Consider the following 13,778-nt stretch of genomic DNA (forward strand, 5'->3'; position numbering starts at 1 on the left):
CGGCTGCCCGGGCACCGGCGGGCGGGACGACTGCTCCGGGATCAGCCAGGGCAAGTGGGACTTCAGCCACACCCTTCCGTGGGGCGTCCTACGGGCGGCTCACCGCCGGAGGCCGGATTGCGATCCGGTCTCACCGGGTGCCGCGACCCAGGAGCCCTCGAAGCCCCGAAAGGGCCCGGCGCCGTTCGGGAGCCCCGGCCGAGAACCGGTCAGGAGCCGCCGAGATAGCGGGACTCCAGGTACACGGTCTGCTCCGCCTGTCCCCTGTCCTGGTCCGCCACCACGCTGAAGCGGCTCCCGGTGGAGGTCCTGAAGTCGACGAAGAGGTCGTAGGTCACGGCCTTGTCGAAGGACCAACCGAAGTCCCTCGTCTCCGCTTCGGAGTCGAACCCGATCTTGTTCCCCTGGCCGGGGGTCCAGTGCACGGGGTGGGCGACGTCGACGGAGTGTGCGGCGAGGAAGCGGCCCACGCAGTCCTTCGGAGCCCGGAAGCTCAGGTTCAGGTTCTGGGCGGGGTACTTCGAGCTCCCGGAGAATCCGAGGCCCTGCAGGTCGCAGTCTGGCAGGTCCAGCCCGAACGCCTTCGTGACCGCTTCGAGGGTCTGCCCCTTCGGGCTACCCGGGTACGCCCTCGGATCCGGGTCCGCGGACGCGCAGCCGGCGGCCAGGGCTACGGCGGCCACCACGTTCACGGCCACCGCGGCCGTGCGTGGCGGCCGGCCGGCGCAGCGCCGTCCCACCGTGTTTCGTACGCGCATGACTGTCCTTTCCCGGGCGGGGACCGTCCCGCGAGGAAGGCCTCGCGGGACGGTACCCGATCCGGATGGGGCGATCAACCAGTGGTGGTGTCGACGTGCCCGGTGGAGCTCCCCTGGACGGTGAAGTCGCGGGCGTACCCCTGACTCGGAGCCATGGCCAGCAGCTTCACGTCGACCGGGATGCCCCAGACGTCGATCGGCGGCTTGTCCATGTCGAAGTTGTATTCCTTCTTCACGTCGAACCGGTAGTCGCCGGACAACCGCACCTTGCCGGGGCTGACCACGGTCGCGGTCACGTCCCCGCTGACGCGGTACTGGATGGAGTGCAGGGCGAAGATGTGGTCCTTCGACCCCGGGTACTTGTAGGTGAACCCGAGCCAGTTGGAGTCGAGCTTCACGGTGCACGTAGTGCCGACCCCGCCGCCGCACTTCTCCGCCGCGGACTGCGCGTACTTGGCGGCCCGCTCGTTCAGATCGGTCTGCATGGTCGGGTTGGTGTAGAGGTCGCGCATCTGGTCGGCCGAGAAGTTGAACGGCTTACCCGACTTCTTCTCCCAGTACTTGAACAGCTCGCAGGACATCGAACCGGCGTGGCAGGCCCACAGCTCCGCGCCCCCGACGATCGTCAGCATCGGGTCCGGCTGGCCCTGGCTGCCGAGGTTGCGCCAGAACTTCTCCCAGCCGCTCGGCTCGTGGAACGGCGGGTGCTTCTTCGGGTCGTCCTCGTCACTGGTGTAGTCGTGACCGTCCGGGTCACCGACGGTGACCGTGCCCGGCGGGGGCGGCGTCGACGGCGGCTGGCTCTGCTGGGCGGCGCGGGCGCGCTCCTCGGCGGCGATCTTCTCGCCGGCGATGCGCATCGCGTCGGTGCCGGCCTGCGCCGCCTCCTGGGCGCTGCGGCCAGCGGCCAGCGCCGAGTTGCGGGCCTGGGCCGCGGAGCCGTAGGCGGAACTCGCGTACGAGGCCGCCTTGGAGGCGGAGTAGGACGCCCAGGCCGCCGACTTGGTGGCCGCCGAGGCATCGGCACGGGCCGACTTCTCGGCGTTCTTGGCCTGCTGCGCGGACGTCGCGGCCTGCTTGGCCGACTTGTCCGCCCGATCGGAGGACTGGCGTGCCTGGTCCGCGTAGCCGTTGGCCTCGTCCGCGGAGCGACGAGCCTGGTCCGCGTACTTCTGGGCTTCCGTGGCGGCGCCCTGGGCCGTCAGCGCCGCCGCGGTCGCGGTCGCGGCCGTCTCCTGGGCGACAGCGGCGCTGTTCGAGGCGTCGGCCACGATCCGCTGGATGTCGGCGGCGTGGACGGCGCTCTGTTGGTCCTGCTCGGCGGCCCGGTACTGGGCCACGGCCACGAAGTTGCGCAACTGCGTGGGTGCTCCGGCCAGTGCCACCTGGGCGGAGGCTGTCAGCTGGGCCCCGCCCCCCGCCGTCAGCGAGAGCGCCGTCACCCGGTCGTCCTCCTCACGGGCGCGGTACTGGTCGGTGTCCAGGAACTGGTGGAAGGCCGCGGGCGTGTTGGCGTCGATCGCCTTGCTGCCGGCCTCCTTGACGGCACGGCCGCCCTGGCTGATGATCCGCAGGATGTCGACCCGGTAGTCCTCCGCCATGGCCGCGTCCTGACCGCCGCCTAGGAAGGCCTGGATGTCCTGCGACGAGCCGTTCAGCGCGGTGAGCGCCGCGGCGCGCAGCCGCGGGTTGGTCGACTCGCCGAGGTGGGCGACGCGGGACAGGTCGTCGTGGTCGGCGGCGAGGGCGCGGCGCTGCTTGAGCCACTCCAGCACGTCGCTGTCGGAGCCGGTGAGCGCGTCCTTGGCGGCCTGGCTGGTCCAGGGGCCACCATCGGTGTAGAGGCGGGCAGCGGCCTGACGGCCCATCCGCACGGCGGCCGACGGGTCGGTGCCAGGGGCCACGGCATCGATCAGCAGCTGCTTGGTCGCGGCGTCGAGGCGCACCGCCTCGGCCCGGTCTTCGCGGTCCTGAGCACCCCGCTCGTCGTACTCCTTCCGCAGCTCCTGGGCCTGCTGGATCTTCTTGTCCTTTTCCGCCGCCAGCTGGGCTGCTTCCGCAGCGCGTGCGAGCTCCTCGACCTGGCGGGCCGCGGCGGCGGCGTTGGACGCGGTCTCGGCTGCGGCGACGGCGGCCTGGGCGTGGAGGGTGGCCTGCTGTGCGTCGCCGGCCGCCTGACCGGCGTGTGCGGCGGCCTCGTCGGCCGCCTGGGCGGCGTTGTTGGCGTGGCGGGCGGCATCCTGAGCCGCTGCCTTGGCCTGCTGGGCTGCGGTGGCGGCGCGCCCGGCGAGAGCCTCCGCGGAGTTGGCGGCACTGGTCGCGGTCGCGGCGGCCGCACGTGCCTTGGCCGCGGCGGTCTTCGCCCGCTCGGCCGGGGCGCCGGCGGCCTGCGAGTACCCGCCGGCCCGGGCAGCGGCGTCGGCGGCCGCTGCCGCGTTCGCCCCCGCGCCGGCGGCGGACTTGGCCGCGTCAACCGCGTTGATCACGGCGGTCACCGCGTGGTCGACGGCGTCCGCGGCGCGCTGGGCGTCGGCGGCGGCGGCGCGGGCGACCTTGGCCGTGGCAGCCGCGTTGGCCGCCTGACCGGCGTCCCCGGCCGCCGCGTTGGCTGCCCGGTACGCCTGGGACGCAGCCTTGCCCGCGGCGGTCGCGGCCGCCGCGGCGGCGGAGGCGGCGCTGGCCGCCACCCGGGTCGCCGAGTGGGCCGCGTTGGCGGCCTCGATGGCGGTGGTCGCGGCCTGGGCGGCCTGGTTGGCGGCATCCGCGGCATCGCCCGCGGCCGCACTGGCCTTCTGGGCCGAGTCCTTGGCCGCCTCGGTCTCCTGGGCCGCACGCTCCGCGGCCGTCTTGGCCGCTGCGGCGGCGTTGACGGCGCGGGCCGAGGCCTGCTTGGCGGCCTCGGTCTCCTGCGCCGCCTGCTGGCCGGCCGTGCGCGCCTCCTCGGCGAGCTGGGAGACCGTCATCTTCTCCTGGTCACGGGCCCGGGCCACGTGCTGCCCGTTGCGCAGGAACTCCTTCACCTCCGTCGGGCCGTCCCTGAGCGCCTGCTGCGCGGCGCTGCGGACCTGGGGACCGCCGACGGCGATCAACCGCAGGGTGTCGACCCGGTCGTCCTCCTCCTGTGCCTGAGCCCGACCGCTGTCCAGGAACGTCTGGAGCGCCTCCAGGGAGCCGTCCTTGAGCGCGGCCTGCGCCGCGTCGCGCACGCCGCGGCCGTCCAGGTTGATGGAGGTCAGCACGGCTACCCGCAGGTCCTCCTTCCACGGCCCCTCGAAGCCCGTGGCGAGGAAGACGTGCAGTTCGTCGGGCGTGCCGCTGAGCGCCCTGCCGGCCGCCTCACGCACCCCCCGGCCACTGGTGTTGATCAGTTCCAGCGCGGCGACCCGTTCGTCCTCAGCCTGAAGGGGCTTCAAGCTACCGTCCAGGAAAGCCTTCACCTCCTGGTCCGATCCCAGCAGGGCCTTCTCCGCAGCCGACTTGGTGGCGCGACCGCCGTCGCGCCACGCGGTGAACACCTTCTCGCGGTCGCTCGGCGCGGCCGGCGCCGATGCCGGCGCCGATGCCTCTGCGGGCGCTGCCACCGCGGAGCCGTTCGTCATCCCCGCCAACAGCGTGACGGCGCACAGCCCCGCCAGAGCCGCGCGCGTTCGCCATGGATTGCGCAGGACTTTGCCCACGCATTCGCTCCCCTTAATCCCCATGTCCCCTCGATGAAGTAGCCGTTCACCGCCCGGAGCGAACCGCTACGGGCTGCGCGGTGTGGCACGCCGATGCGCACGGTTCGGGACCATACATAGCGAGCGACACAGAAATCGACCCTTTACCTGCCGGGAGACTTCTTCCGGCCAGGTTGACTGAAACCCGCCCTGGTGACAAAAGGGGGCATAGTCCCATTCATGGCAGCAAACGCAGCCTTTTGGTCGCCGAATTGGCTTCAACTACCCCGGTGCTGCAGTGATATGAATGACCTGCTTCAGAAGCGGTCTGCGCGAACAGCGCCGACTTCGATAGATTTCCGATACAGGGGGATTTCATGCGCAAGCGACACCGTCCCGTCATCGTCGGTGCCCTCGCCGCCTCGACGCTGCTCATCGGCATTTCCAGCGGGGTGGCGGCGGGTACCTCCGGTGGCACCGCCGCCGCGACTGCCACCGACACCCCGCCCCCGGCCGTGGAGGACTTCGGCTACCCCGGCGCCGAAAAGGTCCTCGCGGACCGCAACCTGGTCCTGAAGCGCGGCGACGGACACGTCGTACTCGCCGACTGCGTCGACGGGCAGAACCTGATCGAGGTGTGGGCGCGCGGCCGGGCGGACCGGGTCTGCTTCAAGGTCACCGGAGCGGGCGGTTTCCTCGAACTGGAACTGCCGAAGGTTGTCGGTATCCGCGGCAACGACTACACGACCCAGGCGACCGCGGTGGTCAAGGGCGCCGAGAAGACCTTCGACATCACCAAGAACGGTCCTGGGGACTACATTTGGACGCCGATCGGCGAAGCCTCGGACCCGGACCAGAACGACCACACATTGCTGCGGCTGGTCGCTCGCCGGTAACTCGGTCGGTTCTGTCCGGCAGCGGCCGGCCGAAAGCGCGCTTCCCGTCGCCCCGTGCCCTGCGAGGGCCGGAATGAGATCGCCCACGTTGCTCACCATTTCCCCGGGCCTTCCTACCGGCCGTGGCGACAATCGTCGGCGGGCCGGGCAGCCGCTCCACGCGCCCACCGGTGACGGCAGGGACTGACGCCCACGCCGGCGAGCGCGACCGGCGGGGGGCCTGACCCGTCCGGTCGGCCTCCGCCCCCTGCGGGTCCCTGGCCGTCCGGACACCCGCGCCTACGGGGCCGGGAGCCCTGCCCGTCACTCCTCCCGCCGCGCACGCAGCCGACGACCGCACCCTCCGGCCCGCACCGGTACCGCGGGAGGCTCCCTGCGACCAACCCCGTACGACCCAGACCCTGGACATTCCCAAGGACGGCTTCAAGGGCGTCGGCGAAGGCCTCGGCCAGGCTCCGACCGCCCTCGTCGAACTGCACGTCACCGGCTGACCGCGCGCCAGTCGGAATCGTCCGTCTTCGAGACCTAGGAAACCACCTCATGCTTCCCAAGACCTCTGCCCGCACACGAGTGACCGGAGTACTGGTCGCGGCGCTGGCCGCCAGCGCGCTGGCCACCTTCTCCGCCGCGCCCGCCGGCGCCGTCGTCGGTGACCCCGCGGCGGACGGCGCCTACGCCTACACCGCCAAGCTCGCCATCGGCGACAACGTCCGCGCCTGCACCGGCGCGCTCGTCGACCGCAACTGGATCATCACCGCCGCCAGTTGCTTCGCCGACGACCCCGCCCAGCCTGCCGCGCTGCAGGCCGGCGCACCGAAGTGGAAGACCACCGCCGTCGTGGGCCGCACCGACCTGACCACGAATGCCGGCAAGTCCGTCGACGTGGTCGAGCTGGTCCCCCGCCAGGACCGCGACCTCGTGATGGCCCGCCTGGCCGCACCCGTCGACGGCATCACCCCGCTCACCCTCGCCACCACCGCGCCCACCACCGGCGAGAACCTGCGCGTACCCGCCTACGGCCGCACCAAGACCGAGTGGGTGCCCCTCAAGCTCCACAGCGGCGTCTTCAACGTCGGCGCCGTCACCGCCAACGCCGTCAACACCACCGGCACCAACGGCGCCTCGATCTGCAAGGGCGACACCGGCGCCCCCGCCGTCCGCGAGGTCAACGGCAAGACCGAACTCGCCGCCATCGCCTCCCGCTCCTGGCAGGGCGGCTGCTTCGGCAGCACCGAAACCCGCACCGGCACCACCAACACCCGCGTCGACGACCTCGGTGCCTGGGTGAAGAGCGTGAAGGCGTCGCGCCCGGCCAGCAGGCTGTTCGCCGTCGGCGGCGACAACCAGATCTGGACCAATGAGGGCTCCTACAACGCGAACGTGTGGGGGACCTTCGACGCGGTGCCCGGCAGCGGCAACACCCTCCAGGTCAGCTCGGTCGCCATCGGCAACACCGTGCGCCTGTTCACCGTCGGGAGCGACCAGCGGATCTGGACCGCCACCGGCGACTACACCGCCGGCACCTGGAGCGGCTTCTCCGCCCTGCCCAGCAGCGGTATCCGCCAGGTGACCGCCGTCGCCATCGGCAACACGGTGCACGTGTTCGCCATCGGTGGCGACCAGCGGATCTGGACCACCGACAGCACCAACGGCGGCGCCTGGAGCACCTTCGAGGCGCTGCCCAGCAGCGGCATCCAGAACATCACCGCCACCGCCGTCGGCAACACCGTGCGCCTGTTCGCCATCGGTGGCGACCAGCGGATCTGGACCACCACCGGCGACTACACCGCCGGCACCTGGAGCACGTTCGAGGCGATCCCGAGCAGCGCCATCCAGAACATCACCGCCACCGCCGTCGGCAACACCGTGCGCCTGTTCGCCATCGGTGGCGACCAGCGGATCTGGACCACCGACAGCACCGACAACGGCCCGTGGACCACCTTCGACGCGGTTCCCGACGCCAGCGGTGTCAAGCAGGTCGCCGCCACCACCATCGGTGACACGATCCGCCTGCTCGCCATTGGCAGCGACGACCAGATCTGGACCGCAGACAAGAAGGCCGACGGCTCCTGGACCACCTTCTACGCCGTCCCCAGCAGCGCCATCAAGAGCGTCACCGCCGCACCCGCGGGCTGACCCAGCGACACGCCTCCTGCCGGTGGGGCGGGTGATCGGACCGATCACCCGCCCCACCGGCATGCCGTCACCACTTCTGCCTCTGAGGGGAACTCCATGCTTCGCACCACCACGGCCCGTACCAGCCGCGCGGGGGCGCTCGCCGCCGCGGGCGCCGTCGTCGGCGCGCTCGCCACCTTCTCCGCCGCGCCCGCCGGCGCCGTCGTCGGTGACCCGGCGGCGGACGGCGCCCACGCCTACACCGCCAAGCTCGCCATCGGCGACAACGTCCGCGCCTGCACCGGCGCGCTCGTCGACCGCAACTGGATCATCACCGCCGCCAGCTGCTTCGCCGACGACCCCGCCCAGCCCCAGACCCTGACCGCCGGCGCACCGAAGTGGAAGACCACCGCCACCGTCGGCCGCACCGACCTCACCACCACCACCGGCACGACCACCGACATCGTCGAGCTGGTCCCCCGCCAGGACCGCGACCTCGTGATGGCCCGCCTCGCCACACCCGTCGACGGCATCACCCCGCTCACCCTCGCCACCACCGCACCCACCGCCGGCGAGAACCTGCGCGTGCCCGCCTACGGCCGCACCAAGACCGAGTGGGTGCCCCTCAAGCTCCACAGCGGCGTCTTCAACGTCGGCGCCGTCACCGCCAACGCCGTCAACACCACCGGCACCAACGGCGCCTCGATCTGCAAGGGCGACACCGGCGCCCCCGCCGTCCGCGAGGTCAACGGCAAGACCGAACTCGCCGCCATCGCCTCCCGCTCCTGGCAGGGCGGCTGCTTCGGCAGCACCGAAACCCGCACCGGCACCACCAACACCCGCGTCGACGACCTCACCGCCTGGGTCCAGCAGGTGCGCGGTACCTCGGTCGGCTGGAAGACCCAGGCCCTGGTCAAGGGCGGCACCGGCCTCTTCCAGGCCGCCCGCCTCTACGACGGCTCCTGGACCCCGTTCGAGGACGTCCAGGCCAAGGCCGGGGACATCGGCGGCGTGCGCGCCGTCGCCACCGCCGGCATCAACGGCGACACCCATGTCGTCGCCCTCGGCGGCGATGGCCACCTGCACCACACCATCCGCCACCTCGACGGCACCTGGGCCGGTTTCGGCGACCTCAACACCAACGTCGGCGACCTCGGCAACATCACCCAGGTCGCCATCGCCTCCACCGGCGCCAACCTGGAGGTCGTCGTCCTCGCCGACGGCCAGCTCTTCCACAGCGTCCGCACCAGCGGCGGGTACTGGACCGGCTTCGGCAAGGTCTTCGAGGCCGCCGGGCCCCTGAGCGGCGTCACCACCCTCGCCACCGCCGGAGTCGGCGGGGACCTCCAGGTCGCCGCCGTCGCGGGCGGGCAGGTCTACCACACCATCCGCTCCGGCTCCACCGGCAGCTGGAGCGCCTGGGGCGCCGTCGCCGGAGCCGCCGGCGCCACCGCCCCGGTCACCTCGCTCGCGATGGCCCGCCAGGGCGACGACATGAACCTCGTCGTCGTCACCGACACCGGCGCCCAGCTCCACACCATCCGCTACGCCAACGCCACCTGGCAGCCCTTCGGCTCCGTCAGCAGCGTCATCGGACAGGTCACCGCCACCTCGGTCAGCGCCGCCCCGGTCGACACCGGCGCCCAGTTCGCCATCACCACCGGCGACAACCGCGTCCTGACCACCACCCGCCTCGCGGACGGCAACTGGACCGCCCCCCAGGCCCTGGACCTCCAGGGCGTGAACGGCGACCACACCGGCACCGCCATCACCGGCACCCTCTAGTACGCCACGGAGGGGGCGGGCGGCCGCACGGGCCGCCCGCCCCCTCCGTCGTGGCCGGTGGGAACAGGCGGGCCCCACGAGGTGTTGCGAGCCTGCGCCGTCGCACTCCACCCCGGTGCGGGCGGCTCGGAACACAGTTGTTCAAATTGGAACTACCGAGTACCGTCGGGGTCCGACCATCACCCCGGTAACGGAGGCCCCGCCCATGCCGCAGCCTGCCCCGACGCAGCCTGGCACCGCTCCGACGCAGCCCGGCGCCGCCACGGTGCGCTCCCGGGTGCGCATCCCGCTCACCTTCCCGGACGGGTACCGCGCGGACGCCGAGGTGTTCACCTTCCACGGCCTGGCCGACGGCGCCGAGCACCTGGCGCTCGCCTTCGGCAGCACCCCGGAGGGCGGGACGCCGCTGGTGCGGCTGCACTCGGAGTGCCTGACCGGCGACGTCTTCGGCTCGGACCGCTGCGACTGCGGGCCCCAGCTGCGCGAGTCGGTGGAGCGGATCGCCGAGGCCGGCGGCTACCTGCTGTACCTGCGGCAGGAGGGCCGGGGCATCGGGCTGTACAACAAGCTGGACGCCTACGCCCTCCAGGACGCCGGGCTCGACACCTATGACGCCAACACCGCGCTGGGCCTGCCCGAGGACGGGCGTGACTACACCGCCGCCGCCCAGATGCTGGCGGCGCTCGGCACCACCGGCATCGACCTGCTGAGCAACAACCCGGACAAGGCGGACCAGCTCGCCGGCCTCGGCATCACGGTCGAGCGCCGGGTGCCGACCGGGGTGCACCTGTCGGCCAGCAACGTCCGCTACCTCCGCGCCAAGGTGGAGCGGACCGGCCACTCGATCGAGCTGTCCCGGCTGGTCGGCTGAGCCGGCGCAGGTCCGCACGCCCGGGCGGGCCGGTTCGTCCACGCACCTGATGCCGCCGACCGGCCGAAGGGGCATTCTGGAGGGACGTCCGAGTACTCCGGGAGGCGTCCGTGCCGACGCATCGCCGACTGCCGATCGCCGTCGTGGGGGCCGGGCCGTACGGGCTCGCGACGGCCGCCCACCTGGCGGCGCGGGGCAGCGACCTGCGGGTGTTCGGGGAGCCGATGGCGGGGTGGCGCGACCACATGCCCGCCGGGATGTTCCTGAAGTCCACCCCGCGTGCCTCGAACATCTCCGCGCCCGCCCCCGGGCACCGGCTGTCCGACCACCGGACGGCCCTGGGCGTAGCGCCGGTCGGCGACCGCTATCCCGTGCCGATCGCGGAGTTCATCGCCTACGGCGACTGGTTCCAGCAGCGGTGCGTGCCCGGGGTCGAGCGCTGCTCGGTACTCGGCATCGGCTACGACCACGGCGTCTTCCGGCTGCGGCTGGACACCGGGGAGGAGTTCCGGAGCCGGGCCGTGGTACTCGCCACCGGGCTGCGGGCCTTCGCCCACGTCCCCGGCGAACTGGCCGCGCTGCGGGAGGCGGGCCTCGGCTCGCACACCTCGGACCACGCGGACCTGGGCCGCTTCGCGGGGCGCCGGGTCGCGGTGGTGGGTGCCGGGCAGTCGGCGCTGGAGAGCGCCGCCCTGCTGGCCGAGGCCGGGGCGCGGCCCACACTGGTGGCCCGGACGGCCCGGCTGCGGTTCGGGACCGCGCCCGGGGCGGACCTGCCGGGTGAGCGGCCGGCGGCCGTGCGCGCCCGGTACCCGGGCACCGAACTCGGGCCCGGCTGGAACCTCCTCGGCTACTGCCGCGCCCCCTGGGCCTTCCGTCATCTCCCCGACGGCGTCCGGGCCGGCCGGGTGCGGACGGTGCTCGGCCCGGCCGGTGCCTGGTGGCTGCGCGAACGGGTCGAGGACGCGGGCGTGCCGGTGCTCACCGGGTGTTCGGTGGAGTCCGCGCGGGAGCGGGCGGGCGCCGTCCGGCTGCGGCTGCGCGGCCTCACCGGCGCCCTGGAGGTCGACCACGTGCTGGCGGCCACCGGCTACCGGGTGGACGTCGACCGCCTGGAACTGCTCGACCCGGACCTGCGGCGGGCGGTGCGGCGCACGGCGGACGGGGCGCCCAGGCTGACCGGCGGCTTCGAATCCTCGGTGCCGGGGCTGTACTTCACCGGGCTGTCCTCGGCGAACTCCTTCGGCCCGCTGCTGCGCTTCGTCTGCGGTACGGACTTCGCGGCCCGCCGGATCACGGCCGCGGTCACCGGCGGCGCACCGGACTGACCGGCCCGAAGACCCCCGCTCCCGCGCCGAACCACCGCCGCCCTCACGCCGCCCTCACGCCGCGCCCCGCACTCACCCGCCCCGTCACGCCGCGCCCCGCGCTCACCCGCCCCGTCACGCCGCGCCCCGCGCTCCCCCGCCCCGGGCCGCGGCCGCCAGGCGGCGGGCGGCGTACCGCGCGGCCCGGCCGCCGAACCGGGCGGCGACGGCCACGGCGGGCAGCGGATCGTCCGCGCAGAGCCAGGCCCGCTCGGTGCCCCGGCGCGGCCACGGGTCGGCGGGCGGGCGGTGCTCGTGCCACGCGGCGGACCCGAGGGAGAGCAGGTCGAGCTGGCCGACCCCGTAGCCGCGCCGCAGCTGCGGCCCGGGGGGCACCGGCCGCCCGGTGAGCGACAGGTGCAGCGCCCGCACCACGTCGACGCCCGCGGTGGTCTCGAAGAGCCGGAACTGCGCGCCCGTCCGCGGGTTGAAGTCCACCAGCTTGTACCGGCCGTCCCGCAGGTCGAGCCGCCAGTCGAGGTCGGCGATCCCGCAGTAGCCGAGCCGCCGGCAGAGCCGGACGGCCAGCTCGGCCAGCTCGGGGTTGGCGACGGCCCCGGCCCGGGTGGTGACGCCCGCGCCGGGGGGCCAGGACCGCAGTTTGACGCCCGTGAAGACGGCCAGCGGCTCGCCGCCGGGGCCACAGGTCAGATGGGTGATCCAGTCCCGCGCCTGCTCGGCGGGCAGGTACTCCTGGACGAGCACCGCGAGCGGCGGCCCGTCGGAGGAGGCCCCGGGCGGGCAGTGGGACAGCAGCTCCGCCTCGCTCCGGACGACGGTCGTGTGGCCGACCACCGGGCGCTCCAGCCGGGTGAAGGAGGCGAGGTTCTTCAGCACCAGCGGATACCCGAACTCGGCCGCGGCGGCCAGCAGTCCGGCCCGGTCGACGGGCGTCCGGGCGGCCGGGGTGGGGGTGCCGGTACCGCGGCAGAGGTCGTGCAGGCCGCCCTTGTCGGCGAGCCGCCGGGGCAGACCGGGCGGTACCGGCGGCAGCAGCAGGTCCTCGGCCAGCTCGGTCGCGTGCTCGGCGAGCAGCACGGCGGCCTCGTCGTCGGTGGCCACCGCCACGGCCCGCCGCCCGCTCCGCCGCCGCACCTCTTGGGCCACCCCCCGCAGGGCGGCCGCCAGTTCGGCGGGCGGCTCCCGGCCGGTGCTCGGCCTGACCAGCGCTCCGGTCAGGTAGCGGGAGAGCGCGGTGGGCGTCAGCCGGTCCTCGACCATCGCGTAGACCGGGACGCCGAGCCGGCCGAGCGAGCGCACCGCGCCGACGGCGCTGTGCGACAGCGGGTAGTGACCGACCTTCACCAGCAGCGCGGGGACGGCGCGGTCGACGCCCAGCGGGCCTCCTGCCATAACGCTCCCACCTCTCAGTGCTGCCACACCTGGACCCACTGCGCCTGCAGGGCCGCCGAGTGCGTCCCGGCGGGCGGCGACTCCAGGTACCCGACGGCGAGGTTGATCACGATCTCCATCGCCACGGCCGGGATCCGCGAGGGGTCGGTGACCTGGAACCAGGCCTTGCCGTCGACGTACCAGGTCACCGCGGCGGGCTCCCAGTCGACGCCGAAGACGTGGTAGCCGGCGGAGAAGTCGGCGGGGCCCCAGTTCTGGCCGACGTGCTGGTCGGAGCCGTCCGCGCCGCGCCAGTGCAGGTTCATGTGGACGTACTGGTCGGTGTTGGGGAACTCGGCGATGTCCACCTCCGGCGGGGTGCCCCTGGTCGCGGCCGGGATCAGCCAGAAGGCGGGGAAGAAGCCGTGCGGGTTGGCCGGGACCTTGATCGAGGCCGCGAAGTAGCCGTAGGTGAAGGTGTGGCGCGGTTCGGCGTTCCAGGAGTCGCGGCCGGTGCTGACCATGCCGGAGACCCACGGGTACGTCCGGCCGTCGCTGCCCTTCACCGTCCGGGGCTGCGCGGTCAGGGTGAGGCGGCCGCCGCCGGCCTTGACCTGGCCCGGCTGGTACCACTGGTCCTCGCCGTTGCCGGCGTTGGTGCAGCCATCGTCGTTCCAGTCGTAGCAGGTGGTCCAGTTCGCCGTGTCGAGCGAGGAGCCGGTGAACTCGTCGTCGAACACCAGCCGCCAGGTGCCGGGCGCCGGGGGCCGGTTCGCGGCGCCCGCCGGCAGCCCGGTGCCCGACCCCGTCGGCCCGGAGCCGCCGGCCGTCCCGGGGGTGCCGGAACAGGCGGCGGCCGACACCAGCAGGGCGGCCGCCGCTAACCCGCCGGCCGGGCGGCGGGCCCGGCCCGGTCGCCACCGTCCGTGCCCCGGCCGCGCCCCCGCCCGCCGGCCCCCCCGGGGGCGGGGGGGGACCAGGGCGCGCACCGGGGTGAC

At 73.6% G+C, this 13,778-nt stretch carries 9 protein-coding genes; 5 read left to right on the forward strand and 4 right to left on the reverse strand.

What is annotated here, in order from left to right; genetic code table 11:
- Nucleotides 1-209: 209 nt before the first annotated feature.
- Both ABT263_RS37355 and ABT263_RS37360 read right to left on the reverse strand, forming a co-directional pair.
- Nucleotides 210-758: a hypothetical protein gene (locus ABT263_RS37355; RefSeq protein WP_352298002.1), complete on the reverse strand. Its 549-nt coding sequence runs from the start codon at nt 756-758 to the stop codon at nt 210-212.
- Between the two features lie 74 nt (nt 759-832).
- Nucleotides 833-4,357 carry an ALF repeat-containing protein gene (locus tag ABT263_RS37360; protein ID WP_352298004.1) on the reverse strand — a complete coding sequence of 1,175 codons (3,525 nt, stop codon included), beginning with the start codon at nt 4,355-4,357 and terminating at the stop codon, nt 833-835.
- A 434-nt stretch (nt 4,358-4,791) separates the two neighbouring features.
- Between ABT263_RS37360 and ABT263_RS37365 the strand changes: the two genes are divergently transcribed.
- The 5 genes from ABT263_RS37365 to ABT263_RS37385 all read left to right on the forward strand — a co-directional run bounded on the left by ABT263_RS37365 (nt 4,792) and on the right by ABT263_RS37385 (nt 11,409).
- Nucleotides 4,792-5,310, forward strand: coding sequence for a hypothetical protein (locus ABT263_RS37365; RefSeq protein ID WP_352298007.1), 519 nt, complete (start codon nt 4,792-4,794; stop codon nt 5,308-5,310).
- Between the two features lie 540 nt (nt 5,311-5,850).
- Nucleotides 5,851-7,446, forward strand: coding sequence for a trypsin-like serine protease (locus tag ABT263_RS37370; protein ID WP_352298010.1), 1,596 nt, complete (start codon nt 5,851-5,853; stop codon nt 7,444-7,446).
- Nucleotides 7,447-7,542: 96 nt separating this feature from the next.
- Nucleotides 7,543-9,210 carry a trypsin-like serine protease gene (locus ABT263_RS37375; protein ID WP_352298013.1) on the forward strand — a complete coding sequence of 556 codons (1,668 nt, stop codon included), beginning with the start codon at nt 7,543-7,545 and terminating at the stop codon, nt 9,208-9,210.
- 205 nt (nt 9,211-9,415) lie between these two features.
- Nucleotides 9,416-10,081: a GTP cyclohydrolase II gene (locus ABT263_RS37380; protein ID WP_352298016.1), complete on the forward strand. Its 666-nt coding sequence runs from the start codon at nt 9,416-9,418 to the stop codon at nt 10,079-10,081.
- A gap of 110 nt (nt 10,082-10,191) precedes the next feature.
- Nucleotides 10,192-11,409 carry an FAD-dependent oxidoreductase gene (locus tag ABT263_RS37385; RefSeq protein WP_352298019.1) on the forward strand — a complete coding sequence of 406 codons (1,218 nt, stop codon included), beginning with the start codon at nt 10,192-10,194 and terminating at the stop codon, nt 11,407-11,409.
- Between the two features lie 114 nt (nt 11,410-11,523).
- Here the strand turns inward: ABT263_RS37385 and ABT263_RS37390 are convergent, their stop codons facing one another.
- Together ABT263_RS37390 and ABT263_RS37395 are read right to left on the reverse strand one after the other, a co-directional pair.
- Nucleotides 11,524-12,801 (reverse strand): carboxylate--amine ligase, encoded by a 1,278-nt coding sequence (locus tag ABT263_RS37390; protein ID WP_352298022.1) that lies wholly within the window; start codon nt 12,799-12,801, stop codon nt 11,524-11,526.
- A 14-nt stretch (nt 12,802-12,815) separates the two neighbouring features.
- The coding region (locus ABT263_RS37395) for a glycoside hydrolase family 16 protein (protein WP_352298025.1) at nt 12,816-13,778 on the reverse strand (963 nt) is incomplete at its 5' end.

The sequence above is a fragment of the Kitasatospora sp. NPDC001603 genome, assembly GCF_040298365.1.
Taxonomy (GTDB): domain Bacteria; phylum Actinomycetota; class Actinomycetes; order Streptomycetales; family Streptomycetaceae; genus Kitasatospora.